Genomic DNA, 26,551 nt, shown 5'->3' on the forward strand with positions numbered 1-26,551 from the left:
CTCTTTAATTCAGATCTTTTATATCGCCTTCAGTCCTATTTGGATTGCGGGCTATTGCCTGTCCCCTAACCTGCTTTCATAATGTTAAGAAACAGATAACCGGGACGTATCATGAAATTTTGCACGAGCAGCCTGATAGCGATGGCATCGCTTTTCTTTACGATAAATGCTTCAGCTCAAACTAAAGAGCCAACAAAGACCCCCACAGCAAAACCAAACTCTGCAACTGCCGCAGCGGTTGCGCCGTCACCATCTCCAAGTGCGACTCCAGCTGCATCACCTTCCCCTGTCGCCGAACAGCCTAAGGAAGCCAAAGAGTCTGACGACTACACAAGACCTCTGTTTTTTGCAGTGACGGAACCTGAAGTAAAAATCAAAAACCCTGTGGTTACTTATGATTTGCAATCAGACAAAGGAAGTTCACTGAAAATTGCGGACTTCGTTTTCAATAACGATTCCCTGCAGGCAGACATTGAAAACAATCAGCTTAAAATTTCCTGGGATACAACCATCCTGCAAACGGGCGATCTGACGATCATTGATAGCTTCGGTAAAGAGCTTTGGAAAACCAAAGTAGATAAATCTGGCGACTGGAAATTTGATTTGAAAAGCGCCAAGGGACCACAGTGGCAATCAGGCAGCCACTTCCGCTTTTGTCTTCGTCAGGAAATCGACAAAGGCTTTACCGCGATGTGCACCCAAAACTATGGCATCGAAATCAATGGCGACGCTATCAAAATGGATTACACCAAGTCTGATGCCAAGCCTCGCGTTATTGCTTTAAACGAAGAACGTAAAAAGCTGAAAGACAGCATTGAAGTCGCAGTTGGCGCGCCCGTGGGATTTCTGGCAACGCTGAAATCGGGTGCGACCTATGAGTTCATGTCAGAACCCATCCAACCGGATTTGCGTGACTTTATTGAAAGCGAAACCAAGGGTTCCATCACCTTCAAAGGTACTCTGCCTGCCCCTTTCGGTGATTCCAAGGTCACTCCGCGAATCATTTATGGTGCGATCACAAAAACATTGGGCTTTCAAAAAACTATCGCCGAGCCGAGTGATCTTTGGGAGATGGACGTCTCTTTAAAAAATCCGCGCCTGCATTTCGCGGGTAAATATGGCGGTGTCTTTACTCACGAACTGGAAATTAAAAACTATCCGAAACAAAAAGACCGTTTGTTTGCGCATAAAGATGTTTTGCAGGGCACTTACAGCACGAAAGAACAAATGCGCATCAAGGTCGACAAGGGCGCCAAAGTTGAGGGCCTAGAACCGCTGGACGAGAAAGACAAAGATTCTGATCTTCGCACCTGGAAGTTTTCAGCTGAGCAAAAATATCAGCTGAATAAACCGCAATTGCTGGTTTCTGAAGGAGAGGCGGCAAAATCAGAACCGCACAAAGCCTACATCGAAGTTTATCGTGGCGGCGCAGGCGAAGCGAGTCTACGACTGAGCGGAATCTCCACCACGCAAGGCGGATCCACTTTTGTCGGAGAAGTTCACTTGCAATACTGGTTCAATGATCTTTTTGACTGGCAAAACAACTATCTTTCAAAACAGCGCTGGGGAGTTTCCGCGAAATACTTTACTTCGCTTGCTGACGTGACAGCGAAAAAAGATGACGACGAAACCACGAAGGTTGCCTTGAACTCGACGGAAGTGGATTTAAGATATCGCTTCTCCCAAGGATTGTGGGAGCGTGACGAAACTGTGGGTGCTATTCTTGCCTATGAAGTTTTAAGTATCGGTAATCAGAAGGCGAATAAAATGGGTGCGGGTCTATTCTGGGCGCGCTCCATGCCAAAAGCTTTTGACGATTTGCTGAATCATATTCCATTTATGAAATATCCAAAGTTTGTCGACATGGAATATATTCAGTTCTTTGGCTCAACCGATAGCGGAACTCAGATGGGTAATGACTTTATTTTGAATTTCCACGGTAAAGTTCTTTGGACGAATAGCTTTTTCGGCGAGCTGGGTTTCGGGGTAAAAAAGTACGACTTCACTCAAGCTGACGAATCTGGCGCAACTTTGTCCACATTCTATGGAACTGTGGGTTTGGGGATGAATTTCTAAACCCGTTCCAAATTAGCGAAAGAAAAACAGAACACTCACAGTGTTCTGCGATGCTCAGCCATTGACGCACTTAGGACGCTTCGCAATTATGCCCCACCAGGCAGGTTAGTTATGAAGCAGGTTATTCTAAGTGCGTTTTTTATTTTTTTATCGCAAACAGCTTTGTCACGATCCACAGAGTTCGGCAATGGCGGCAACGCCGTAATTTGCTCTACATACGATGGCGAATCTGTCGCCACTTACGATTTAATCGAATCTATTCTGCGCTACGGACTTTTCCCCAACTTCCCACCCATGGTCTCTTCCGACTGCCAAACACAGAAAAATGGCCGGGAGGTCTGCGAGACTGGGACTGATGTCGCCCGAGTGATCCTGGGTCGCCTGGAAAAAGTGGATCCAATCCTGATGCAGGATCTGCTGAGAAAATTAGATTCATTCTGGTCTGAAACCAGCATTGTCAGTGCCGACCTGACTTCCGTGAATGATTATGGACTGGGTTTTCTGCCTGAAGGTTGCAGCCTGAAGCAGCTGGCAGTTCAGCAGGAACCGATCTTTGCTGAAGACAGCCGTTACTTTATCTCAAGTCCTCTATGGCAGAAATTATTCAATCTGGACAAGGCTGTGCTTATTCTTCATGAGATAATTTATCGCTATGCCCTTGAGCACAACCCTGGCTTAAACAACTCGGTGAAGGTGCGCTACTTTAACGCCCTGTTGATCTCGGACAAGTTTAAAGACCTAATCCAGAACGAGTACAAGGATATCTATTTCAAGGTATTCAAAACGGACGCAAAGCCCGTCGGCCCGTCAAAAAAGTAGGCCTTAAAATACGAAAGGGAATAAGGCTCAGCCCTACTCCCTTTCAATCCCCTCTAGATATCTATTCAAATGCTCTTAGCCGCGAGCGTAGCGTTTGTTCACCGACTCGCGAATCTCAGCACCTTCGATGCTTAGACGAGTCCAAGGAATTGCGCGCAGACGTTCTGGCTCAATTTCCTCTTCAGTTTCTTCGCAGAAACCGAAAGAACCGTTTTCGATACGTGCCAGAGCCGATTCGATTTCCATAAGCTGCGAACGAAGTCTTTCGTGCATGCTTAGGAATTCTTGTTCAGCAAGAACGCGAACTGTTTGATCGCCTTCATCGCCGCCCTTTTCCTCGTTCTGGTCCAAATTCAACCGAGCTTCCTTCACTCTATTGAGGATATCTTGCTTCGATTGCAAAAGTCTTTGTCTGCATTCGCCGACCAACTTTTCAGAGATAGCCATACTGCCCCCCTCGTTCCTTCGAGACTTGAGTGCCAATTTGGAACTGAACTATTAAGTTCCAGCCCTGTATTTTTTGCAAGCAAAAAATCTTACATCAACTTACAGCTATCCAACCCATTGATAATACTAATATTTCAATGTTTGTGGACAATGATGCGACTATGCTAAATACCCAGCTTTCTGGGCACCATGACATCTTCTTTCACATCATGCTGAGCGTTAAATTATACACCCAGGGTATTTTAAAGGGAAGAGAGCGAAGAATTGAACGTTAAGGATTCTCGGATTGAGACTAAAGTTGGCTTATTTCAACGAAAGGCGACCTACTATGACTTCGGTCGCCCTCTGGCCCCTCTGCTATAGAACAGCTCCCCCGAGCTGCCTACAGACACTCAGAAACACGAATTAGAAGGTCTTGTGTACCTTGCTGAAGCTTTTCAGCCACCCTCTTACCCTGCACCCCACGTGTGCGGAAAGCTTTTGCGGATGATTTCATGTCTTTTGTGATCGATTTTTTGGATGCCTCGCCAGATACACCAACCAAATTGTCGGAGTATTCCTCCAGCGTGGAGGCAAAGGTTTCATGATTGCTGACCAGACTGTTCATGATCTGAGTCTGAGCGATTTGCATCGACTGCAATTCAGCTTTTAGAGCCGCACATTTTTCAGAATTCGCAGAGGCCGAGGAAGTGGCCATTAGAAATAGAATGGTCGCAGAAATTAGCGTCTTCATGAAGAACCTTTCACTTTGATAAGGCTCTTCTAAGCAATGAGTCTGCCACCTCAACTCGATTTTACAGAGAGAAGAGGTGACGAAATTGGCTAGGACTTGAGAATTTTTTCAAACTCGTCTTTTGTGTCGCCAGTCGTGTATGGGAACAACAAACGAGTCACATGGCGCTTACCACGCTCGATCGTACGGCGGCCCGGCTGACGTTCTGCTGATTCGAAGAACTGCAGGAACGTCGTCGACATTGCAAGCAACGACTCGGCCACGTACTGCATTTCGTGAACGTCGTTGATTTTAACCATTTTACCTTCGCGCACCCACTGACGGTACAGGATCACCATCAATTTCATCATTTTCTGAATATGCGCTCTCCACATTTTGGCCAGCTCAAGATCCTTACGGCGAAGCGCATACATCTCGCGGTGGAAAAAACGATAGCGCCAGTAAAGATCGAAATTGTCATTGATGAAATCTTGTGGAGTGACTTTTTTAACGCGACGAGGACGCCACACATCGTAAGTTTCTTTGCACATACGAGTGAAAAGCTCGACCAGAATTTCTTCCTTGTTGTCATAGTGGAAATACAGATTACCAGGGCTGATATCCATGGCTTTCGCGATGTGATTGGTTGTCACAGCGACAACACCACTGCGATTAAAGAGTTCTATTGAGGTGACGAGGATGCGTTCTTTAGTCTTCATGGACTTAAGTCTTTAGTCCAATTTATCGCTCGAGTCACGCCATAACCCCTTAAAAGTCGCACTCTGAGCCAGTTTCCCGTGACTTCTTCTGAGAATGGCCTTGAAACTGACGAAAAACTGATGCTACGATTAAAAGATATGCGATCTAATAGAAAACCTAACTTGTTAAAACTATTCGTATTTTCAAGCGTTTGCGGAGTGGCACTCTATTCTCTTATGGGCTTCACAGCCTCTGCCACACCTGAAGCAAAAGCAGAAAAACAACTTCAATCCCAAATCGAACAGCGCGCGCAGATTGCACAAGCACTGAACGAGAAAATCAAAAACAACGAATTGCCTTCGAAGTTGCACCTGAACTGGGATGGCGACGACGAACAGTTTGCGGTCAACTACACGATCGATACTTCCCTGCAACAAGAGGCAGATCGCCTTTTGAAAGCCTACAAGCCTGACTACGGCGCGATCTTTATGATCGATGCCACGACAGGAGAGGTTTTGGCGATGTCGAGCTTTCAACGCGACAACCCAACAGGAAACAATCTGAATCTTCAGGCAACGTTCCCAGCCGCTTCAGTTTTCAAAGTGGTGACAGCGACAGCCGCTGTGGATAAGGCTGGCATCGAGCCTGAACACAAGATCCACTACAACGGTGGCGCTTACACTCTTTATAAAAAGAATGTTCTATCTGATCGCGTGACTCGTTGGACGAACGTGATTTCCCTGAGAGACGCTTTTGCGCGCTCCATCAATACAGCATTCGGTCGTTTGAGTATCGAGAACCTTCACCCTGAAGACTTGAATGAATACTCTAATCGCTTCATGTTCAATCAAGAGATCGCTGCTGACTTCCCGGTGGATATGGGTGTTGCCTACATTCCTCCAGGCAAGGGCTTTGAAATGGCTGAGGCGGCTTCTGGTTACAACAAGCTTAATCGCATGAGTCCGGTTCAAGGCGCGATGATCGCTGCATCCGTTGCAAACGACGGTAAAGTCGTTGTTCCTTACATCGTAAACTCGATGCAGGACAAAGAAGGCAAAACAGTTTATCAGGGCCACACGATGGAAAAAGGCATGACGATGACCAAAGAGTCAGCCGTTAAAGTTCGTGAACTGATGGAGCAAACGGTTCTTGCGGGAACTTCCCGTCGCTCCTTCCGCCCCATCACTAAAGATCGCAAATACAAAGAGATCGAAATGGGTGGCAAGACGGGTCACTTGACTGGCGACAACCCAAAAGGCCGCGTGGACTGGTTCGTGGGTTACGCGCTTGAAGAAAACAGAAAGATCGCAGTTGCTGCGATCACCGTGAACAAAAAATTCTGGACAGTAAAGTCCGCGCACTTGGGTCAAAGCATGTTTAGAAAATACTTCGCCCCAGTGATCGCCGCACAAAACGCAAAACGCAGCATCACTTCCGTAGAAAACTAAACTCTACATAAAGATAAAAATAAAAAAAGGCTGGAATCATCCAGCCTTTTTTTATTCGTCTTTCTTCTTTTCTTCGTGGGTAATTTCCAGCGGAGTGACATCCAGCACTTCTACGTCAGTAAGTTCCCGCTCTTGGGGGGCATCTTCGTTCATATCCCTGAAGCCGCTGCCGTCGTTGCGGAATTCGTAGTATTTAAAGCCGCCAGGGCCACCGGCTTGAGGGCCGCCCCCGCCGCCCATACCTCCGAAGCCACCAAAGCCAAAAGGGCCTGCGCCAAAGTTGAATACGCGCGCTGAACCGCTGGCCATCTTTTTAGCCATGTAAAGTTTAAATCTCCACACTGCCAGATGACGAAGGCCCGGCAACAACAGCACCAACCCGATTAATCGGGTAAAGAAGGTTGGCACCAGGAAACACAGGCCGGAAATAAAAATCGCACCTGAATGCAAAAGTTTCGACGCTGGTAACTGCCCACGGGCCACTGTCGACTGCAAAGTCATCATCGCCATGCGCCCCACGGTGTTCACGATAAAGAACCCCAGAAGGCACGGTACAAAGTAAAACAAGATCGAATTAAAAAATCCAAAAAATCTCACAGAGGTGAAGAAAATAACAATTTCTGCAATCACCCACGGTAATGGAATCACGAACATACATCGTCCTTTTTAAAATTCCAGAGTCGCAACCACTGGGCAGTGATCGGAGCCTTCAACTTGATCCAGGATATCTGCGGATGCCAGATTTTTCTCCAGACCTTTTGAGATACAAATATAATCAATTCTCCAGCCATTGTTCTTGGGACGCGCCAATTCCTGATAGGACCACCATGAATAACGATTCGCTTCGTTGGGCTTGAAATAACGGAAAGTATCAATGAACCCCAAATCCAAAAACGAATCAAACCAGGCGCGCTCTTCTGGAAAGAAGCCACTGACTTTGCTAAGGCGAATCGGATCAAAAACGTCGATATCATCATGAGCCACATTGTAATCGCCGACCACAACGATCTGTCTGCCGGTTGCCAGCTTTTCCTTCAAATGTGTGTTCAGGTCTTTCAGGAACTGCTGCTTGAAGCCGTGACGTTCGTCGCCGGAGCCACCATTTGGAAAATAGATATTGTACAAATCAAAGTGCGGGTGCTCGGTCATCACAATGCGCCCCTCGGAGTCATAGGCTTCAATGCCAATACCGTGCTTAACAGAGGCTGGCTCATTCAACAGGAAAGTTGCAACCCCTGAGTACCCTTTTTTAACTGCCGAAGACCAATACGAATGAGGACGGTGCAAGTGACGCGCCTCCAGCTCCACCTGGTCGATATGAGCTTTGGTTTCCTGAACACAGAAGATATCTGGATTTTCACTCTTTACGAAATCCACCAAGCCCTTTTTATGGCAGGCTCTGATTCCGTTTACATTCCAAGAAATGATTTTCACAGTTTCTCCTTGTCTTTCATTCGTAAAGAGCTATCAATGTACAGGCACTGACTGGCGTCGATCAGTAGTTTTCTAGCAGGAGTCAAGGTGAGCTTAAAGGACAAATTCATCGCGCAACTTAAAAAATCCTTCCCAGGCTTAAATAATGAGCCTCTGGATAATTTGATTGCTGATAATTTGCTCTCTCCCTTCCAAATTGAATTGCCGCAGGCCGTTTTACCGCAGGCGCAGCAAATCATTTCGTCATTTTTTAACTTACGTGAAAAGAAGTCCTACCAGCAGCATTACCTGGAGCTTGCAGCTTTAAAAGGCTTCAAGGACCCGGGCAACAAATCCATCATGATGAGCTATGATTTCCATCTGGATGAAAATCAACAGCTGAAGCTGATCGAAGTGAATACCAACGCTTCCTTCCTGGCCTTGGGTCATGAGATGTACAAAACTCTGGAACTGCCTTTGCCAGTGCCGGATTTTTCCTGGGATGAAGTTCGCCGTGATATTTTGACCGAGCTGACTTTACAGGGAAAAACATCGACACCGGGGCCATTGAAGGTCGCGATCACAGATGAAGCGCCTTCGGAGCAACGACTTTTTGCGGAGTTCCTGGTTTACAATGAACTTTTCAAATCGTTTGGTTGGGATTCACGCATTGTCGATTATCGTGACCTGTTCAAATCCTTTGATCCGCAGTTCATCTACAATCGCTACACGGATTTCTTTTTGTCTGAGGACTCCAGTCAGGTTTTGAAAAATAAATTTGTCAGTGGCGATGTTTGTCTGTCACCAAATCCCTACGAATATCTTTTGCTTGCCGACAAGCAACGCCTGATCGAGTGGAGCCAACCTGGCTTCTTTGAATCCCACGGCTTAAGTGAAACGGAAATTCAAACTCTGCGAAAAGCGGTGCCGGCATCCTATGATATGGGGACTGCAAACACCGAGGAAGTATGGAGCCAGCGTAAGAACTTGTTCTTTAAGCCCAAGAATGCCTATGGCTCAAAGCAAAGCTACAAAGGACAATCCGTCAGCCGCAAAACTTTCGATACCTTGTTAAACTCTGACATCATCGCCATGGAATACATTCCCGCACCGGAAGTACTCTTGCAAACTCCAGAGGGAGAGCAGAAATTTAAGTATGATTTACGCTGCTATGCCTATCAGGGACGCCTGCAATTAGTCGTTGCGCGGATCTATCAAGGACAAGTGACAAACCTTAGAACGCCGTATGGTGGCTTCGCTGCGGCTGTCTTCAAATAAGACAACGCACTCTTCAATTCAAATAAACTCAACTTTGGTTTTGGTCTGGGGACTTTTCTGTCTAGTCCAGTAGGACTTTTACTCTTTTTAAGGCTTAATATTAAAGTACAGCCAGAATGGCAGCAATTTAAGTGTATCTCATTTTCTACTAGGAGTGTGGAAGTAGATGACGGTAAAACACAATGGCGCTAAAAAGTTAGCACAGGAAAGCTTCTATTCCTCCTTCGATCAACTCAATGGTGTGCATCCCTGGATGGAAGCCGTCCAAGATGGCTTTATCGCTTATCGAGTTCGCCAGTTAAATACCGGCAAAATCGCTTACTTCAATTTTATTCTCGCTAAAGAAATGGGATTAATTCCAGCAGATCATCCGGAAACGATGACTGACGAGCTGGAAGACAAACTGATCGAAACCTTCTCTATTCAAATCATTAACGAATATGACGAGCTTTCCAATCGCCGCATCGATCCTTCAACAATCCGTCCCCACAAATACATGGCCACTCGTTACCTGCAGCTGCAACACGCCAACAAGCAGGGAAAAACTTCTGGTGATGGTCGCGGCATCTGGAACGGAACGGTTTATCACCGTGGAATGACTTGGGATGTTTCCAGCCGTGGCACTGGTGTGACCCGTTTGTCACCTGGTGCAGTCCAAGCACAACGACCTTTAAAAACCGGTGGCACTGAGTTTGGCTACGGTTGCGGTCTGGCGGAGATCGATGAACTTTTTGGTGCATCCATCCTGGCCGAAATCATGCATTTGCAAGGCATCAACACCGAACGCGTTTTATGTATCGTGGATTTGGGTAAAGGATATGGAATCGGAGTAAGAGCCGCTCCGAACCTGATTCGTCCTGCCCACTTATTCCTTTACTTAAAACAAGAACGCATTCAGGAACTAAAAGCCGCTACTGACTATTTGATTGAACGTCAGGTTTCCAACAAAGTCTGGAACATCAAAGGCCGCGGCAACGCCAAGTACGATGAAATGTTAGAGCAAGTTTGCAAATCCTTTGCTGGCTTTGCAGCCCAACTGGACACGGACTATATCTTTGCGTGGCTGGACTGGGACGGCGATAACGTTCTAGCTGACGCTGGTATCATCGACTACGGCAGTGTTCGCCAGTTCGGAATCCGCCACGACAAGTATCGCTATGACGACGTTGAAAGATTCTCGACCAATCTGAATGAACAAAAAGCCAAAGCAAAATTGATCGTTCAGGTTTTTGCGCAGTTAACGGATTATCTGCAAACAGGTTCCAAAAAATCTTTACGCACTTTTACAAATCATCCGGTGGTTGAAAAATTCAACAGTCATTTTGATGCAGCTCGCGCCAATCGCATTCTGTACCGAATGGGTTTCAATGAGTCACAACGTGAAAATATTTTTGCACGCAAAGGACTTTTCGAAAATTTTGACAAAGAATTTACCTTCTTTGAGCGCGCGAAAATCAGTGGAACAACCGAGAAAGTGGCGGACGGCGTAAATCACGCGGCCCTTTTCAACATGCGTACGATCATGCGTGAATTGCCGCATATACTTGCAAAGAGTCCTTTGCCATTTGAAAAACGCTACATGCTTGAGAATGAATTCTTTAAACAGGTTCTTTCAAGTTTTGCCAAAACCCGCGATGCCCGACTAAGCGAAAAGCATCGCCGCCATATTGCCGCTTTCCAAGACGCTTATCGTGATCTGATCACGGCAGCTGCGGGCAAAAGCAAACCGGAACAGATCCTTAAAGGACTTTGCGACCGGGCAGAAGTATTAAATTCAGACAAACGCATCACTGGAAATGCCTTGATTGAAATGGTGGATGCGATTATCAATGAGAAGAAGCGCGGATTGTCCATGATTCAGATTCAAAGAATCATCGATCGTCTGGTTTTTGAAAACAGTGGAGTTCCAGAAAGTCCGGTCAGCCGTTTCTATAAAGATAAAGAAAAAACGGCAGCGGTCAAAATGGATCTTTACGCAAAACTTCTCAGCCTTGTAGAAGAGAACAAAGAAAGCATCTAGTTATGACATCAAAAGTTTCCGTAAGTACATTGGTTGCCCTGGCAGCGGGTCTGTTTATTGTTTCCGGTTGCGTCAGCAAGGGTACTATCAAGGACTCCCCTCGTCTTGAATCCAGCAAAATCGTTATTCCAGCAATGGATAAACTGAATCCCCGTGAAATGTCTGTGAACATCGTAGACAACCGCGCGCCAGAATTTAAAAATCATTCTGCCGAGATCAGCGCTGAGTTGACTCGTGTTTTGACTTTGGCTTTGGGTCGTCAAAATATCGCATTGAAATCTGGCGCTCCAAACCAACTGACTTTGACTATTCAGGATTACAAGACGGCGGAATTCCATGAAGGTTGCGTTCTTTTAAATGGCAGCCTGGATATTCCAAAAAAAGGTAAAGCCAATGCCAGCGCAAACAGCTGCATGGAGTTTAAATCCTTCGGCCGCAAAGTGGGTGCTGATATTGGCGCCGCTTACGAAAACGCATTAAGCGAAGTTTTCAAAGGTTTGAATTCCGGCTTGGAACAAATGCCGTAAATGAAAAAGGGCCCTCGCGGGGCCCTTTTTTTATTCCTAAATCCTGTTCTGCTTATCTGCAGATCAGATTCGTGAACTGATAAGTATTATATTCGTTCGGCACTTCAATACCGTGCGAAGCCCATGGATTAAAGTAAGTGCCGGAAGCTTTACCTGTTGAAAGATCAATTTTTACTTTCAACTCTGGTCCGTTACCATAGCCATTGCCGATACAGATGATGGAATTACCAGATGCTTTTTCACACCAGGAAAGTCCTTCCTGGTGACCATAGAATTTGCCATCAACCTGAGCAATGTGAAGGTCGGCATCAATCTCGTCGCTGACGTTAAAGTCGAAAGAAACAGGAACTTTTTTAGTGGAAAAAGAACCTTCAATTGTTGCTATTCCCGAACACTGAATACGCGGGGAAACTTTTGTCCCGGCGTTTGCCACGCCTGCCATTAGAACCAAAACGGCCGTTAACATTGTCTTCATTTTAATTTCCGATCTTTATTAAGTTATTTAAATCTAATTTTTTGCCAAAGTTGAAAGTTGATTGCGCACCCATTTACGAATCATTGGGTACTCTTCCTCTTCCAAGGTGTGTTTTTTATCCATTTCAATCCACTCCACTTTTAAGCCTGCGGATTTCAGCTTATCCACGCCGTATTTTGTTTCAGGCAGTGGCAAGACGTCATCGGCATGGCCGTGAGTGAACAACCATGGCGTCTTTCTGGAATCATCTGCCAGATTGTTTTTCCAGCGCGGATAGAAGTTAAAGTATCCACTGATACCAACCACTCCACCCAATTGTTTTGGATAGTTCAATCCCACGTCTGCGCTGATCAGGCAGCCTTGGGAAAATCCAAAGAAAAAAATGTTCTCACTTTTCCAGCCCTGCTGTTCCAGATCATTCAATAGGCTGAAAAGCTTTTCGCGGATTTTCAAAACACCATTGGCCTGGAATGGTGGTTCTCCGTACCAAGTGTAACCCGTCATAAACTTGCGTGGAGCATTCAACAGAAGGTAATTCATCTCCGGAATGTTCAACTCGCTGTCAAATGCGCGGAAGGGACGAATGCTATCGCCACGGCCGTGCAAAACGATCATCAGATAGTCTGATTTTTTCTTGGATGGGATGAATTTGTGCTTAAACAGTTCAGTAGTGATCATTAGTTCGCTCCAGCAATGGCTTTTGAACAGAATAAAATCTGACGGGCTTTGCTAAGCTGAACATCTTCGTTCGCCGTCACATCTTCCATGTCCAGGCAGTCCTTGCTGGAAATTAAACTTCTCAAAGAGCGCACCTGGCGCTCGGGCGCCAAAAGCGGATTCACGAACTGATCTGCCTCGCGGTCCATCGAGATATGATCGAACTTGACGGCAACGTCAGGCTCCAGACCTTTCATCTGGGGCGAACGCCCTGACGGCAGATAGTAAAATCCTTTGGTTTCAAACAACGCAATTTTCTTATTCTGTGTCCAGTATTCGCCCTCTTGGAACGAACCTTTACCGAACGTTCTTTCGCCGACCAGAACCGCACGGTTCAAGTCACGCAAGGCACCCGCTACGATTTCAGCAGCACTTGCAGAACCGGCATTAATAAGAACCGCTACTGGCTTATCAAAGATCTTAGGTTCACCGCCAAAATACTCTTCAGATTTTTTGGAAGCATCCAGATAACGAATATCGAAGATTTTCTTATTCCCACCGACAAACAAGCTGGCAACACACGCCGCCTCTTCCATTTGTCCACCTGGATTATCACGCAGATCAAACAGCAACCCACGCACCTGGGCTTTGTTCACTGTCTCCAAAGCCTCTTTCATTTTATCGCAGGAGCCACGGGCGAACTTATTCAACCCGATCACAGCGATAGGCTTAAGACCGTCGATTACCTGCGTGGTTAAAGTTGCCACCACAAGCTCTGTGCGTTTCAATTTTTTACGGATCTTTTGCTCACCGCGGGAAACCAGGATAGTGACTTTGCTGCCTTCACTGCCTTTAAGCAATTCGTTAACACGAGCCTGCAATAAGGACTGCACAGGTTTGCCGTCGATTTTCAGAATCACGTCACCACGTTTTAGTCCGGCGATGTCAGCAGCGCTGCCCACCAGAACTTTACGAATCACATACTCCCCGTCAGCACGGCCCACTTGTACCCCGGCTGTCGTCAAACGATTGTCAGCGCGGGAAACGACTTCTTTAAACATTGCCACCGGCATCAGGTACGTATGGGGATCACGGAAGACAGAGATAAAACCGTTTAATCCTACGCCCACCATCAATGAATTTTGGTCAGCGGAAATGTGGTTCTCTTTCAGATTCTTCCACACATTCATAAACGAAAACCGCGTGGCTTCTGCATTACGCTCAGTAAAGAACTGTTTCCAAATTAGGATCTGTTTTTTCTCTGATGAAAAATCCTGGGACAAACCTTCTGACACAGAGTGAAGAGTGCCATCAGTTTCGATAGTTAAATTATAACGGTTTGCGACGGATACGATGGCATTGGCACAAGCCAAAAAGTAACGCTCGGAGCTAGCACAAGTTTCTGGCCCCAGAAGGTCTTCCAGGGACTCGGCCTGCAAACCAGTGTCTGCCCAATAGCTATCCACTGATTTCGCGGGAGCCACGGAAACCTGCTGCTGGTGGCGTGACCAGTACAAACTGCCCCCAAGGACAGCTACGCTCAATGATGCTAAGAAAAATCGTCGCGTACTAAATAACACCCCATGCCTCCCGACAGGTCCACCAATGGTCACCGTAAAAGCAATGACCGTGCCTGCCCATCTGCAATTGGTTGCATTTTAGGGGCTGTTTTTTGAAGTAATTGCAGGTTTGAACAGAGCTTCCACAAGGGCTTTTTCTTGTGTATCCCGAAGGGCTGTAATAGGGTGAAAACACTATGATTATTGTAACAGGCGCAAACGGTTTTATTGGCAGCGTGATGGTATGGCAACTCAACGAAAAAGGGTTCTCTGACATCATCGCGGTGGACACGGTCGATCTTAAAAAACGCAATCTTTTGCGTAAAAGAACCTATTCCAAATTTCTTCCAAAAGACGACCTATGGTCCTTCCTGGAAACCGCTGAAGCCAAGTCCAAAGTAACGTGGATCATCCACATGGGTGCTTGCTCTTCAACCACTGAAACCAACAAAGACTTCCTTTGGGAAAACAACACCAACTACACGCAACGCATTTTCAACTGGTGCACGGAAAATAATAAAAACATGATCTACGCTTCCAGTGCTGCGACTTATGGTGCTGGCGAGTTGGGTTTTGACGACACGACGGATCCTGAAACCCTAAGACCGCTGAATCTTTATGGTGAATCCAAGGTCTTGTTTGACCGTTGGGCATTAAAGCAAACGAAAACGCCTCCGCACTGGTACGGCTTGAAATTCTTTAACGTATTTGGACCGAACGAATACGAAAAAGAAGGCATGGCGAGTATCGTTTTCAAGGCCTACAACCAAATCAAAACCACTGGCACATTGGGATTGTTCAAATCTGCAAATCCTGAATACAAAGACGGCGAATTCATGCGCGACTTTGTTTACGTAAAAGATGTGACTGGCTGGATGGCCGAGCTGATGGAGAAAAAACCGACCAACGGTATTTACAACATGGGCTTCGGTAAACCTCGTACCTGGTTGGATTTGGCAAAGGCCACCTTTACAGCCATGGGCAAAGATATGAAAATCAACTGGATCGAGATGCCTGAAAATATCCGCGGTCAGTATCAGTACTACACTGAAGCGAAAACGGATAAATGGAATCAAGCCGGCATGAGCGCACCGAAATGGCCGCTGGAAAAAGCCGTCGACGATTACGTTAAGAATTATCTCAGCAAAGAAGACCCATTGTTATAAAGGCACATGTTATGGAGACGGACTTTTTACCCCCACATCTTAGAAAATACGTCGTTGAGCAGAACTATGAAAAGTACACTCCGATAGATCAATCCGTCTGGCGCTATGTTTTGCGCCAGTTGCGATCATTCCTTTCCAAGCACGCGCACGAAAGTTACGTGGAAGGATTGGGCAAGACAGGAATTTCTGTCGAGCGCATTCCACGCATTGAAGAGATCAGCAGCAAACTCAAAGAATTTGGCTGGAGAGCCCTGCCTGTTAGCGGATTCATTCCACCGGCGGCGTTTATGGAACTTCAATCATTGGGAGTTTTACCGATCGCTTCCGACATGCGAAGCATTGATCATCTTCTGTATACTCCGGCCCCGGATATCGTTCACGAAGCTGCGGGACATGCGCCGATTCTTATTCAACCGGAATTTGCGGATTACCTTCGTCAGTATGCTCAAGTGGCCAAGAAAGCAATTCTAAGCCGCGAAGATCTTGAGATGTATGAAGCGATTCGCGAGTTGTCTGACCTAAAAGAAATGCCAGGCGCTACAGCTGCGGATATCAAAGCTGCAGAAATGAAGCTTGAAACTGTCAGTAAAAATATCAGCCACATTTCAGAAGCTGCCGAACTGGGCCGCATGAACTGGTGGACGGCAGAGTACGGTCTTATCGGAAACCTGGATAATCCAAAAATCTTTGGTGCGGGATTGCTTTCCAGTGTTGGTGAATCAAAATGGTGCCTAAGTCAGAAAGTCAGAAAAATTCCACTGACTGTCGAATGCATCAAGCAAAGCTACGATATCACCGAGCCGCAACCGCAATTGTTTGTGACACCGGATTTTAAAACTCTGGTAAAAGTCTTGAATGATATGGCCGACCAAATGGCTTATCGTCTGGGTGGGCTTGCGGGATTGAACAAAGCGATCCAAGCGCAATCCGTGAATACCGCAGAACTTTCCAGCGGGATTCAAATTTCAGGTCAGATCATTGAAGCGATCACAGATGCAAATCGTCAGGTGGCTTACATCCGCTTGCAGGGTCCCTCGCAGCTGTCCTTCCAGGACAAGCAAATCGAAGGTCACGATAAATCCTATCACTTGCACGGCTTTGGAACTCCGGTGGGTTATCTGAAAGCTTATCCACAAAAAGACCCGTCTGACCTGACTCGCAGCGAGTGGGCTGACATTGGCGTGGAATTGGGCCGCCAGGCTCGGCTTGAGTTTGTATCCGGCGTGATTGTCACGGGCACAGTTAAAACCATGACAGTGCTTAATGGTAAGTCCGTTATTCTTTCGCTGACGGATGCCAAAGCCGAATACCAGGGACGTATCCTGTTTGATCCTTCCTGGGGCGTTTACGATATGGCCTTGGGCGCATCTGTCAGTTCCGTCTTTGGCGGAGCTGCCGACCGCGAAGCTTACGGTGAAACCGAAGACTTCGTCGCAAAACGCGTTCCGGTTGCGAATTACAAGCCCGAGGAATTAAAACTCCACTCTCAATATGGCCGCTTAAGAGACCTGCGTGAAAAGAATATCCAGGGTGCTGACCTGGAAAAATCTTTGTCCGATCTTTTGGCAAACCATGATAAGGAGTTCCCACAGGATTGGTTGTTGCGTTTGGAAGCCTTGGAACTGGTAAAGGCCCGTGTAAGCAACTCCCCTTTGCTGCCTAAACTTGAAAAGGATCTTCAGGCTCTGGCTGACAAAGATGAACACACAAAAAATCTTATCCAAGACGGAATTGCTTTATCAGGAAATCTGTAAATGAAACGTCCCTTTGAAGTGCGCATTGTATTAGTGCGCACGATCTATGAGCGAAATGTTGGTGCCACTTCCCGCGCGATGAGCAACATGGGTTGCGAAAAACTGGTGATGATTGATCCCAAGTGCGAACTGACTTACGAGGCCCAACAGGCAGCAGCCACAGGTCAAAACGGTCTGCAAAATCGCACGACTTATAAATCCTGGGATGAGTTCATGGCGAACGAACCAGAAAGCATCAAAATTGCTTTCACCGCTCGCGATGGCAAAGGCCGCCAGGTTCGCGATATTGATGACGTCTTATCTGATATCAAAGAAAACTCCCCACAATTCCAACACGAATCCGATGAGCCTTATACGGTTCACTTGATCTTTGGTCCCGAGGACTGGGGCTTGGCGGGCGAGGACCTTGAGTACGCTAACTTCTGCGCGTGCCTGCCAACGTTTGGCGCAAACTGGAGCTTGAATCTGGCGCAGGCAACTTTGCTAGGGATGTTCTCCCTGCGTAAAGCATGGGGTGGCGACCGCACGAAATTGGATGGCGGCAAAAAACGTCGCGCTCCTCAGGGAATTCAAGGCATCGATCCCGAGCAAACTTTAAAAACCTTTATCGAGGAAATGGGTTTTGATTTAACCAAACAGCGTAAAATCAACGCCTTCACTGTTCTTCGTCGCATGCTTTTGCAAAACACTCCGACTAAAAAAGAGCTGGTTATTTTAGAAACGGTTTTACAACAAGCCACTCGCAAAATTCGCGAATGGAAAGAATTTAAAAATCGCGAAAGATAATCGCAGCTGAACATCGCACCAATAAAAAAAGCCCGCTTCATCGGCGGGCTTTTTAGTTTTTAATTCACTGCATCCGTAAACAGGACCTGGCACCTTATAGGGATTCTTCTTCCTGGATTTCGACTTCTTTGTCGCGAACGGCGCGAAGTTGTTCATCCAGTTTTTGCAGGGCGATTGCCATGCCCTGGCCCATGTCGTTTAGTTCGTGGATACGATTCATGGTTTCGTTTTCTTCGGCTCCGACCAGGCGAAGGCTGTCCAGCTTCACCGAGTTCAGATCGATTTCCTTATTCAGGGTTTCAAGCTTTTGATTGATTCTCTTGCGATCCTCGATCAGCGCTTTCGTGATTTCACGAACCTGGCTAAGGCTTAATACATCTAATTTTCCAGCTTCAAATGCGTTTTTGGTTTCATCTGTGACTTCTTCGTCACCTTGGAAGGCTTCCCAAAATAAAGCCCACTCATTTTTTAAAGAATTTACGATCGACCTATTACTGTCATCACCCATATATCAAAAATTACTCCTGCGCCCTTAGGGCGACTTTTCGGATTTAGGGGCTTCCGGGATAAGGAAGTAGCAAAGCCCATAAACCAAGATCGCAGCTCCGAAAGTGACGTACAAAAAGAGAAGGGCTGTGGTTCTGACCACTCCCACCTCGAGCGCGTATCTCTTGGCTATTCTAGCACAGACGCCTAGGACCTTTCCATCTAGAGCATGGTCCAGTCTGTCGACGCGAGGCAGCGCATACCATAGCGTGAAATATAGAAGGACCCCGCACCCAAACCAAAGTACAGCGATCAGCCATATAATGCGAAGCATCCAGGTTTCAATCTCAAAAGCCTGGGCGAGTCCTTTGCAAACTCCACCTAAGGCCCCATCAGAGGCTCTGACCCAACGATATTTCAAATTCGGAATTCCGGCCGACATTGTATCCATTATTGAATTCTCCCCGTGATCATAAAGTCATTTCCAAAGGTTTTATAAGTCGGATGCTGAATGAAAATCTTGTTCTTCATCTCTTCGATGCGAATCGTTTCCGTCCAGGATTTCGATCCGGCCGAGCCCATGATGATCGGCGCTTGAAACATGTAAAGGCGATTTACCAAACCCACTTCAACAAAACTGCTGGCAGTCAGCGCCCCGCCTTCGACCAACATGGATCTGAATCCCAGGGTGTAAAGTTGCGCCAGCAAATCTTCCAAATCCAAATTGCCGCCGACCTTGGTTTTTACAAAAACCAACTGCGGAGTTTTAGAAAGTTTTTTGGTTTTCTTAAGAACGTCTTCCTTCAGATCTTCAGCAACACACCAGAAAACATTGTCGGCATCGTGTTCATTCGAAAGCTTTAAATCGGTGTACCTGCCAATCAAGTCACCCTCTCCATCGATCACCACGACTTTGTTTTTCTTTTCAATCTGCGGATGACGAATATTTAGCGACGGGTTGTCGAATTCAATCGTCCCTTTACCCACTAAAAGACCATCATAACAAGCACGCAGATAGTGAACGTACTCGCGGGATTCAGCGCCAGTGATCCACTGGCTTTCGCCGGATTTCAAAGCGACCTGTCCATCCAGGGAGCTTGCCATTTTCAAAGCGACGAAGACTTTTTTCTGTCTGAAGTTCCACAAGAATGCTTCGCAGACTTCTTCAAGTCTGATGCGCATTTCCTGATCGCGCTTCAAATCATCGGCCTGATACAAATCAGCTTCGATACCTGCCTGGCGCAGAATTTCAGCTCCCTGACCTGCCACCAACGGATTTGGATCAATCAAACCAAACGTCAATCGCTTCAGAGGAAGCTTTGCCAGCATCTTGGCGCATGAAGGTGTTTTACCTTCGTGAGCACACGGCTCAAGAGTCACGATAACGTGGGCGCCTTTTAAATCTTCTGCAGAAAGATTCTTAACCGCATTCACTTCGGCGTGGGGGCCACCGTAAAATTCATGGTGACCTGCTGAAACAAATCCGCCCTGGGAATCCAAAACCACACATCCCACTAATGGATTAGGACTGACACGAGGGCCACCCTTATAAGCTTCGTTGATTGCCAAAGCCATGGCTGCATCCACTGTCATGGGTGTACCCCTAACCGGAATGTTAAGGCTGCTAATCTGTTCCATAGGGCTCTCTCCCTCGTAAAATCGGGCTCCAGCTTATTCTCAAAATGAGACGAATTCAACTCCGAGGTTTTACCAACTTTTAACAAATAAACCCGAAAGAATTTATAAATATTAACCGATTATTACTTAGATTTAGGGGATGAAATACATGTCCGGTAATTCTAGAAAAAAAGATCCCACTTGGTACTATTTCCTGATGGCATTCAACGCCCTGGCTATCCTATTTGGCATCGGTCTGCTTCGCGACCTGATGTGGATTTTCTAGGCCTCAAGCTTCTTATAAAATTCCAGCACCTTGGGATCCACAATAATCGATCGTGGATTCCAGCCAATCAAATGCAAACCCTTTGAAGTTTTTAAGCGCGACAATGCCACGTACGCATGACCGGGCTCCCACAAGCGGCTTAAGTTACACCATAAATCATCAAGTGTTGCTCCCTGACTTTTATGAATGGTCGTGGCGTAAGCCAAGGTCAGTGGAAACTGAATCACCTGCGCCATCACATTACCTTCAGCATCCTGTAAAGCGAATGAAACTTTATCAACCGTGACTTCGCGGCCGCCGTCCTTCTTAACTGTGATTTCATCTGCCGCAATATCTGTGACCACACCACGCGTGCCGTTCACCCAGCGCTTTTGCGGATCATTCTGCAAAAACATCACACGGCAGCCCAGTTTAAGTACCAGCTTTACCGGCACGGGAGCAGACTTCGTAAGAATATCCACGTGCTTTTCGGAGCCAAGATAAATCGAATCAATGGTGACTTCCTCTTCGTGAAGCTCCTCCAGTTTTTTCTGATTAAAATCTTCGGCATCTGCTTTGCGTGGAAAAAGTCGCGTGCCTGGATCGTCATGATCATGTTCGCGTAAATGTTCATTTAAAAAATCACGAACACGTTCAGTGACCAGGCCGTGGCGAACATCACTTAGAACATCCAAAAACAAATTATCGGAAACCCGTTGATTATGAGACAGCATCACGGACTGAAAACCCGTTTGATGCCACACAGGATTTAAAAAACACCAGTCACGGGGACCACTATGTGTGACGGGAGGCAGCTGGGCAAAATCACCAACAGCAATGATGCGCATTCCGCCCCAGGGAAGAGAAGATTCGCGCGCCTTCTGTGACAAGGCCTCAGCGATCATCAAGGCCTGTCCAGGAATCATTGAAATCTCATCAATGATAACGCCTTCAACTTTACGCAGTCTTGCCATCAACTTTGTGTCTTTGGAAGCGCGCTGGTAAGTGGCGTCCGCTCCGCCTTCCATAATTCCCAGACCAAAGAAACTATGAAATGTTCTTCCGCCCAACAAAACAGCTGCGGCACCGGTGCTTGCCAGAATCGGCATGGCTTTAGGATCCAGTTCGCGCATGAACTGACGAATCAGAAAACTTTTTCCGCTTCCCGCCCCACCCGTCAAAAAAACGTTTTCTCCCGAGCGTAATAGCTCCAGAGCGTCTGCTTGTTCGGGTGAAAGTTCCACAGGGATTTTTGTCATAAAGGGGAATCATGCCCCTAGGTATGGCCAATAGCAAGATTGTGTTGCCTTTCACAGCAAAGGGTCATGAAATATTTGAGCATTTATTTGAAAGGAATCTTATGAATCGCTCAGTTATGTTCTTGATCGCAGCGAGTCTAACGACTCAGGTTTCATTCGCGGCAAAACCCTCTTCTGAAATTCCGGAAAAACGTGAATTTCCCCTTAGTAAAACTGTAAACGCCTGTGAAAATTTTGAAGCCTATGTTTGTGACGAGGTGAAAGCGTCCTTTCAACTTCGCCCGGATCGCAGCTCCCACACATTTGCTTTTAATGATTCCGCCGAACGACTTTTGAATATCAAAAAGAAGTACATGGCCGATCTTCCGACAGCGAAAAACCTGAACGAGCGCACGGAACAGCTTCGTGACTTTTACATGTCGTGTATGGATAAAAAGGCCCGCACGAGTTCAGAAAAAAGCATGGCAAAACGCGAGATCAAAGCGATGCAGGATATCGACTCTGTCGATGCATTGGTTACTTACCTGAATCAGGAACAAACCAAAGGGATGGTAGCAAGTCTGGGCCGGGTGTGGGCCAATAACGATCCCGACGATTCCAGCAAGTTCAATATCGTGATGTTTGGAAACCTGATGGGTCTTCCCGATCAGAAATATTATGACCAACCTGAAGTTGTGGCTGATTACCAAAAACTTTTGACGGCATTCTTTAAAAACATCGATCCTAAAGGCAAAGACGGCAAAGCTGAAGCGCGCGCCAAAGCCATTGTTGAACTGGAAAAGGACTACGCAAAAATTTATCCATCGCCAGCAGTGCGCCGCCAGCGTTTCAGCGAAAGACATATCAGCACACAGGACGAGACCACTAAAAAATATCCAAATTTGAAACTGGAAATGCTTTTCAAAAAAGCTCCGAAAACTGCCTTGGTATTCAATCCATTCTATGAAGGCACTGATTTCATGAATGCCGAGCTTCCCAAGCGTCCATTGTCTGTCTGGAAAGACCTGGCTTTAAAACAAAACATTTACCCGATCATGGATGATGCTTATCCAAAATTCTATGCCCAGCGTTTTGCCTTTAACCAAAAACACTTCGGTGGACCGGAAAAACGTGCCGACCGCCAGGAACGCTGTACAGAAGAAGTCATGAGCAACTTCGATAAGGAACTGGATGCGGCCTTGATTGATCAGGTATTCCCGAACTTTGATGAATCCAAAGTTCAAGCCCTGGCTGATAAAATTCGCGCCAGCATTTTGGAAGGTCTTGAGGATAACAAATGGCTTTCCAGCAGCGCACGCAAAGCTGCGATCAAAAAGATCAAAACAGCGCGTTTACAACTGGTTAAACCCCACAATGACAAAGAATGGGATTTCCTGCCAATCCGTCATTACAGCAAAACCGATATGATGGTGAATGAACGCCTTATGGGCGAGGCTCAGTATTCAAAAATGCTTCACGAAATGAAGGAACCAGCAAATCGTGACGCTTGGGAAATGGGTCCATTGACGGTAAATGCTTACTACAGCCCACCGGATAACAAATTCGTTTTACCGATCGGTATTTTGCAGTACCCGTTTTATGATAAAGACGGCAGCCAAATCGAGAATCTGGGCGCAGTGGGTGCCGTGATTGGACACGAACTGGGTCACGGGATCGACGATCAGGGTTCCAAGTACGATGACAAGGGTGCCTTGAAACCCTGGATGAGTGAAAAAGATTTGGCTGATTTCACTCAACGCGGCTCCCGCTTGGTAGAGCAATTCAATAAAATCGGCCATGACGGCAAACTGACTTTGGGAGAAAACGTTGCGGACCTTGTCGGTCTGACATTCGCATACAATGCCGCATTCCCGAACGGCAAAGGCAGCATCGAGGACAAACAGAAGTTCTTTGTCGGATACGGTCGGGTTTGGTGTACGGTAATTCGCCCTGATTATGCGAAACTTTTGCTTAAAACAGATCCGCACTCCTCAGGGATTGCGCGCATTAATGAGCAGGTGAAACAGCAGCCAGCCTTTGCAGAGGCTTTCCAATGCAAACCAGGCGATAAAATGACTCTACCTGAGTCTGAACGAGTTAAAATCTGGTAAGCCCTTAGGCCCCTGATTCCTACGCCCCTTGTCGAGGAAAATCCCAAATTTCCTCATATGTCAGGGGGCATCTCTTGAAGGTATCCCCTCTGACTGGTATTGTAAGAGTCTTGGCTCTCTGGTTTTGCCAGAGGGGAACGGCTCCAGGAGGGCTTACACAATGACAGTGAAGATTTACGATTTCACATCAAAAACCAACAATCCCAATTTTGACGATGTTCATGACATTGCTCCCGCTGAACTTCATCAAAATATGTCGGTCATCAAGATGATCGATGTTCGTCAACCCGACGAATACACGGGCGAGTTGGGCCATGTTCCGGGCGCAGAGTTATTGGTGCTTGATACTCTACCCGATCATTTGGAAGACCTTCCGAAAGACCAAACTATAGTGTTCATCTGTCGCAGCGGAGCCCGTTCGGCTCGCGCCACTGCTTTTGCAAAGATGAATGGATTCACACACGTTTTTAATATGCTGGGCGGAATGATTCATTGGAATGAATTGCAACTGCCTGTTGAAAGATAAGATATGCCAGGAAAAGTATTTGTTAACAGAACTTTGAATCTTAAAAAGATTCGCTATATCGGTGTCGACATGGACCACACGCTGGTCCGTTATAACTCCGAAAACTTTGAAAGACTTTCTCACACCACGATGATCGATAAACTGGTCAAACGCGGTTACCCGGAAACTTTGCGCAAGCTGACGTTTGATTATAACTTCGCGATCCGCGGACTTGTGATCGATCGTAAGATGGGAAATCTTTTGAAACTAAACCGCTACACGGCTATCCGTGCGAGCTACCATGGTTTGAAACCGTTAGATTTCAAAACTCATCAAAAACTTTATAAATCGACTTACATCGATCTTTCGAACACGGACTATTTGGCCGTCGATACTTCGTTCTCCATCTCTTTGGCGAACCTGATCGGCCAGATCGTGGAATTGAAAGACACCGACACGACTAACAAATATCCAGAGTACGTTCAGATTGCTGACGACGTTTTGGATGCTTTGGATGAAGCTCACCGTGACGGTTCTTTGAAAGACGAAGTTAAAAAGAATCTGGATCATTACATCATCAAGGATCCGGGATTGGTTGCGGGACTTGAAAAATTCCGTCGTCACGGTAAAAAGATTTTCGTTTTGACGAACTCTGATTACCACTACACGAAGTTGTTGCTGGACTATGCGGTGCAACCGTTCCTTAAGGAATATAAATCCTGGGCTGATTTGTTTGAGTTCGTGATCACTTTCGCTTCCAAGCCAAAGTTCTTCTACGAAAATCAAAAATACCTGCGAGTAAATCCTGCTGATGGCTCCATGACCAACATGGAAGGCAAACTGACTCCGGGTATTTACCAGGGTGGTAATGCCAAGAAGTTTACAGCGGACCTTGATTTGAACGGTGATGATATCCTTTATATCGGTGACCATATCTACGGCGACATCCTTCGTTTGAAAAAGGACTGTAACTGGAGAACGGCAATGGTGATCGAGGAGCTGGACACTGAAGTTGATAACAACAAAAAGGCCGAGCCGATCAACACCGAGATTGAAACTTTGATGCGCAAGAAAGAGCCTTTGGAAGACGAATTGACTGACATCATGACCCGCAAGATTGAAAAAGCTGCGGATCTGAACGAGTCACAAATCGAAACTTTGCAAAAGAGCATTTCTGAGATCGATGCACAGATCAGCTCCCACATCAAAAAGCAACAGGCGCTATACAATGCGAACTGGGGACAATTGATGAGAGCCGGCAACGAGGAAAGCTACTTCGCTTACCAGTTGGATCGCTATGCTTGTGTTTATATGGAAAAATTGGCGGATTTAACGGAGTTGTCTCCAAGAACTTACTTCCGTGCTCCACGCAGACCTTTAGCCCATGAGATTTACTAACATGAATAAGACAAACGCAATTTGGATTTTAGGATTGGTGATCGTAGCCGTTGTGGCTTTTAACCTTGGCAAACGCTCTGTACGCTGCGAGACGAAGTCTGCGGTTGACGCTGCTGCCTGCGGAGCTCCGGTTCCGGCATTCCCTGGGAATTTGCCGCCACCTCCGCCGCCTTCTGAACCAAACAGTTCTCATCAGTAAAAAACAAAAAACCGGGTTTTAGGACCCGGTTTTTTTATTTAATCGATGATTGTCAGTGCCTTAAGTTTGGCTTTGATTTCGCTAAGCTTCGAGTTTCGTCCTGACTGCATCAGGTACTCCACCGAGGATTTGATGTTCTTCACATCTTCCTCTGTCAGCATTTTCTTACGTCTGGCTTCCACGTTGTCAGCCTTGATTGCCACGCACTCTGGAAGGTTAGCCAGTTCCGGATTTTTACACACGTTCTTAGGAAGCGGTCTGCGCGGGTTGGCGATCGCGGAAACTTCAGAACCTTCCATTTCGCGAACGATCTCTTCTGTTTCGTCTTCTCCGGTGTCGGATTCGAAACCTTTTAACAAACCTTTGGTTTCAAGGCGCAAGGTTGTCATCATCAGTGTCAGCAGGATTTTCGCACGATCCTCCGTCAGATAAGATTCATAGGCAGTGGTATTAATCCATACTTTGGAAGGCGACATCCAGGCGATATCAAGCTTATCGGAACGAAGGGTGAAATAGAATTCATGGGGAACCTGTTTGTTATGCAGGGACATGGTTTGCCAGACACGGGTCTTAATAAGGTTGGTAAGACCCAGGCCGTTCTTCTCCTGCGCGGAGACGTTCGCCACAATAGGGTCTACAAAGATGCGGTAAGCATCGTCGTCGCGGAAATCGAAAGCTTTTTTGGGAATAGAAGATTCGCGGGCTTCCAATTTAGCCTTCTTAGCCATCTCGTTGTGGCTGCGGCCGGTACCCACGCGAATCGGGGTCCCCTTTTGACTAGAATCTATACATCCAGCCACAAATTGTAAGCAAAACAGGGCACCAATAACGGGCAGAACCATTTTCTTCATTTTAAGCTCCCAAGTTTTTAATCCACCCAGGAGCTTACAAACTCT

Annotated in this window: 27 protein-coding genes; 14 read left to right on the top strand and 13 right to left on the bottom strand. The window is 46.5% G+C overall.

The window, feature by feature from the left end; translation table 11 throughout:
- The first annotated feature begins 111 nt into the window (after nt 1–111).
- Nucleotides 112–2,076 (top strand): hypothetical protein, encoded by a 1,965-nt coding sequence (locus ACLWNV_RS16255; RefSeq protein WP_413585493.1) that lies wholly within the window; start codon nt 112–114, stop codon nt 2,074–2,076.
- Nucleotides 2,077–2,187: 111 nt separating this feature from the next.
- Nucleotides 2,188–2,895 carry a hypothetical protein gene (locus ACLWNV_RS16260; protein WP_413585494.1) on the top strand — a complete coding sequence of 236 codons (708 nt, stop codon included), beginning with the start codon at nt 2,188–2,190 and terminating at the stop codon, nt 2,893–2,895.
- 75 nt (nt 2,896–2,970) lie between these two features.
- Here the strand turns inward: ACLWNV_RS16260 and ACLWNV_RS16265 are convergent, their stop codons facing one another.
- The 3 genes from ACLWNV_RS16265 to ACLWNV_RS16275 all read right to left on the bottom strand — a co-directional run bounded on the left by ACLWNV_RS16265 (nt 2,971) and on the right by ACLWNV_RS16275 (nt 4,773).
- The gene (locus tag ACLWNV_RS16265; protein WP_088615720.1) at nt 2,971–3,342 is read right to left on the bottom strand and encodes a TraR/DksA family transcriptional regulator; all 372 of its coding nucleotides are present in this window, start codon (nt 3,340–3,342) and stop codon (nt 2,971–2,973) included.
- Nucleotides 3,343–3,724: 382 nt separating this feature from the next.
- Nucleotides 3,725–4,075: a hypothetical protein gene (locus ACLWNV_RS16270; RefSeq protein ID WP_413585495.1), complete on the bottom strand. Its 351-nt coding sequence runs from the start codon at nt 4,073–4,075 to the stop codon at nt 3,725–3,727.
- 89 nt (nt 4,076–4,164) lie between these two features.
- Nucleotides 4,165–4,773, bottom strand: coding sequence for a TetR/AcrR family transcriptional regulator (locus ACLWNV_RS16275; protein WP_413585496.1), 609 nt, complete (start codon nt 4,771–4,773; stop codon nt 4,165–4,167).
- Nucleotides 4,774–4,851: 78 nt separating this feature from the next.
- On the opposite strand from ACLWNV_RS16275, the gene ACLWNV_RS16280 reads away from it, so the two are divergent.
- On the top strand, nt 4,852–6,201 hold the full coding sequence (locus ACLWNV_RS16280; RefSeq protein ID WP_413585497.1) for a penicillin-binding transpeptidase domain-containing protein: 1,350 nt from the start codon (nt 4,852–4,854) through the stop codon (nt 6,199–6,201).
- A 51-nt stretch (nt 6,202–6,252) separates the two neighbouring features.
- Here the strand turns inward: ACLWNV_RS16280 and ACLWNV_RS16285 are convergent, their stop codons facing one another.
- Entirely contained in the window at nt 6,253–6,855 is a 603-nt protein-coding gene (locus ACLWNV_RS16285) for an FxsA family protein (protein ID WP_413585498.1), read from the bottom strand.
- A 12-nt stretch (nt 6,856–6,867) separates the two neighbouring features.
- The gene (locus ACLWNV_RS16290; RefSeq protein ID WP_413585499.1) at nt 6,868–7,635 is read right to left on the bottom strand and encodes an exodeoxyribonuclease III; all 768 of its coding nucleotides are present in this window, start codon (nt 7,633–7,635) and stop codon (nt 6,868–6,870) included.
- Nucleotides 7,636–7,722: 87 nt separating this feature from the next.
- On the opposite strand from ACLWNV_RS16290, the gene ACLWNV_RS16295 reads away from it, so the two are divergent.
- The 3 genes from ACLWNV_RS16295 (at nt 7,723) to ACLWNV_RS16305 (ending at nt 11,439) form a co-directional block, all read left to right on the top strand.
- The gene (locus ACLWNV_RS16295) at nt 7,723–8,892 is read left to right on the top strand and encodes a hypothetical protein (protein ID WP_413585500.1); all 1,170 of its coding nucleotides are present in this window, start codon (nt 7,723–7,725) and stop codon (nt 8,890–8,892) included.
- A 166-nt stretch (nt 8,893–9,058) separates the two neighbouring features.
- Entirely contained in the window at nt 9,059–10,912 is a 1,854-nt protein-coding gene (locus ACLWNV_RS16300; RefSeq protein ID WP_413585501.1) for a hypothetical protein, read from the top strand.
- A gap of 2 nt (nt 10,913–10,914) precedes the next feature.
- Nucleotides 10,915–11,439: a hypothetical protein gene (locus tag ACLWNV_RS16305; RefSeq protein ID WP_413585502.1), complete on the top strand. Its 525-nt coding sequence runs from the start codon at nt 10,915–10,917 to the stop codon at nt 11,437–11,439.
- 52 nt (nt 11,440–11,491) lie between these two features.
- On the opposite strand, the gene ACLWNV_RS16310 is transcribed toward ACLWNV_RS16305, so the two are convergent.
- Genes ACLWNV_RS16310 through ACLWNV_RS16320 form a run of 3 tightly spaced genes read right to left on the bottom strand, consistent with a single transcriptional unit; the run spans nt 11,492 to nt 14,088 of the window.
- Complete coding sequence (locus ACLWNV_RS16310) at nt 11,492–11,914, bottom strand: hypothetical protein (protein WP_413585503.1); 423 nt, start codon at nt 11,912–11,914, stop codon at nt 11,492–11,494.
- Nucleotides 11,915–11,947: 33 nt separating this feature from the next.
- Complete coding sequence (locus ACLWNV_RS16315) at nt 11,948–12,592, bottom strand: alpha/beta hydrolase (RefSeq protein WP_413585504.1); 645 nt, start codon at nt 12,590–12,592, stop codon at nt 11,948–11,950.
- On the bottom strand, nt 12,592–14,088 hold the full coding sequence (locus ACLWNV_RS16320; protein WP_413585505.1) for a S41 family peptidase: 1,497 nt from the start codon (nt 14,086–14,088) through the stop codon (nt 12,592–12,594). Before ACLWNV_RS16320 ends, ACLWNV_RS16315 begins: the two co-directional genes overlap by 1 nt.
- 239 nt (nt 14,089–14,327) lie before the next feature.
- Here ACLWNV_RS16320 and rfaD point away from each other — a divergent pair, with 239 nt between their 5' ends.
- Genes rfaD through ACLWNV_RS16335 form a run of 3 tightly spaced genes read left to right on the top strand, consistent with a single transcriptional unit; the run spans nt 14,328 to nt 17,836 of the window.
- Nucleotides 14,328–15,296 carry an ADP-glyceromanno-heptose 6-epimerase gene (gene rfaD / locus ACLWNV_RS16325; protein ID WP_413585506.1) on the top strand — a complete coding sequence of 323 codons (969 nt, stop codon included), beginning with the start codon at nt 14,328–14,330 and terminating at the stop codon, nt 15,294–15,296.
- 11 nt (nt 15,297–15,307) lie between these two features.
- A complete protein-coding gene (locus ACLWNV_RS16330; protein ID WP_413585507.1) occupies nt 15,308–17,050 on the top strand; it encodes an aromatic amino acid hydroxylase in 1,743 nt (580 codons plus the stop codon).
- Nucleotides 17,051–17,836, top strand: coding sequence for an RNA methyltransferase (locus tag ACLWNV_RS16335; RefSeq protein WP_413585508.1), 786 nt, complete (start codon nt 17,051–17,053; stop codon nt 17,834–17,836).
- A 94-nt stretch (nt 17,837–17,930) separates the two neighbouring features.
- Here ACLWNV_RS16335 and ACLWNV_RS16340 read toward each other — a convergent pair whose 3' ends face one another.
- From ACLWNV_RS16340 to ribD, 3 genes are read right to left on the bottom strand one after another with little or no spacing between them, the layout of a single operon-like run.
- The gene (locus ACLWNV_RS16340) at nt 17,931–18,344 is read right to left on the bottom strand and encodes a hypothetical protein (protein WP_413585509.1); all 414 of its coding nucleotides are present in this window, start codon (nt 18,342–18,344) and stop codon (nt 17,931–17,933) included.
- 24 nt (nt 18,345–18,368) lie between these two features.
- Nucleotides 18,369–18,773, bottom strand: coding sequence for a PspC domain-containing protein (locus ACLWNV_RS16345; protein ID WP_413585510.1), 405 nt, complete (start codon nt 18,771–18,773; stop codon nt 18,369–18,371).
- Nucleotides 18,773–19,960 carry a bifunctional diaminohydroxyphosphoribosylaminopyrimidine deaminase/5-amino-6-(5-phosphoribosylamino)uracil reductase RibD gene (gene ribD / locus ACLWNV_RS16350; RefSeq protein ID WP_413585511.1) on the bottom strand — a complete coding sequence of 396 codons (1,188 nt, stop codon included), beginning with the start codon at nt 19,958–19,960 and terminating at the stop codon, nt 18,773–18,775. The genes ACLWNV_RS16345 and ribD overlap by 1 nt, the downstream gene beginning before the upstream one ends.
- A 139-nt stretch (nt 19,961–20,099) precedes the next feature.
- Here ribD and ACLWNV_RS16355 point away from each other — a divergent pair, with 139 nt between their 5' ends.
- Nucleotides 20,100–20,225: a hypothetical protein gene (locus ACLWNV_RS16355; protein WP_413585512.1), complete on the top strand. Its 126-nt coding sequence runs from the start codon at nt 20,100–20,102 to the stop codon at nt 20,223–20,225.
- Here ACLWNV_RS16355 and ACLWNV_RS16360 read toward each other — a convergent pair.
- Complete coding sequence (locus ACLWNV_RS16360; RefSeq protein ID WP_413585513.1) at nt 20,222–21,463, bottom strand: DEAD/DEAH box helicase; 1,242 nt, start codon at nt 21,461–21,463, stop codon at nt 20,222–20,224. The two genes, ACLWNV_RS16355 and ACLWNV_RS16360, sit on opposite strands and share 4 nt — an antisense overlap.
- Nucleotides 21,464–21,564: 101 nt before the next feature.
- Here ACLWNV_RS16360 and ACLWNV_RS16365 point away from each other — a divergent pair, with 101 nt between their 5' ends.
- From ACLWNV_RS16365 to ACLWNV_RS16380, 4 genes are all read left to right on the top strand, one after another.
- Nucleotides 21,565–23,553, top strand: coding sequence for a M13 family metallopeptidase (locus ACLWNV_RS16365; RefSeq protein ID WP_413585514.1), 1,989 nt, complete (start codon nt 21,565–21,567; stop codon nt 23,551–23,553).
- A gap of 160 nt (nt 23,554–23,713) precedes the next feature.
- On the top strand, nt 23,714–24,079 hold the full coding sequence (locus ACLWNV_RS16370) for a rhodanese-like domain-containing protein (protein ID WP_413585515.1): 366 nt from the start codon (nt 23,714–23,716) through the stop codon (nt 24,077–24,079).
- A 3-nt stretch (nt 24,080–24,082) separates the two neighbouring features.
- Entirely contained in the window at nt 24,083–25,456 is a 1,374-nt protein-coding gene (locus ACLWNV_RS16375) for an HAD-IG family 5'-nucleotidase (protein WP_413585516.1), read from the top strand.
- 1 nt (nt 25,457) lies between these two features.
- The gene (locus ACLWNV_RS16380; protein ID WP_413585517.1) at nt 25,458–25,655 is read left to right on the top strand and encodes a hypothetical protein; all 198 of its coding nucleotides are present in this window, start codon (nt 25,458–25,460) and stop codon (nt 25,653–25,655) included.
- 38 nt (nt 25,656–25,693) lie between these two features.
- Here the strand turns inward: ACLWNV_RS16380 and ACLWNV_RS16385 are convergent, their stop codons facing one another.
- Nucleotides 25,694–26,506 (bottom strand): hypothetical protein, encoded by an 813-nt coding sequence (locus ACLWNV_RS16385; protein WP_413585518.1) that lies wholly within the window; start codon nt 26,504–26,506, stop codon nt 25,694–25,696.
- Nucleotides 26,507–26,551: the final 45 nt, after the last annotated feature.

Origin of the sequence: Bdellovibrio sp. HCB274 (assembly GCF_047306075.1) — a bacterium.
Classification (GTDB): Bacteria; Bdellovibrionota; Bdellovibrionia; order Bdellovibrionales; family Bdellovibrionaceae; genus Bdellovibrio.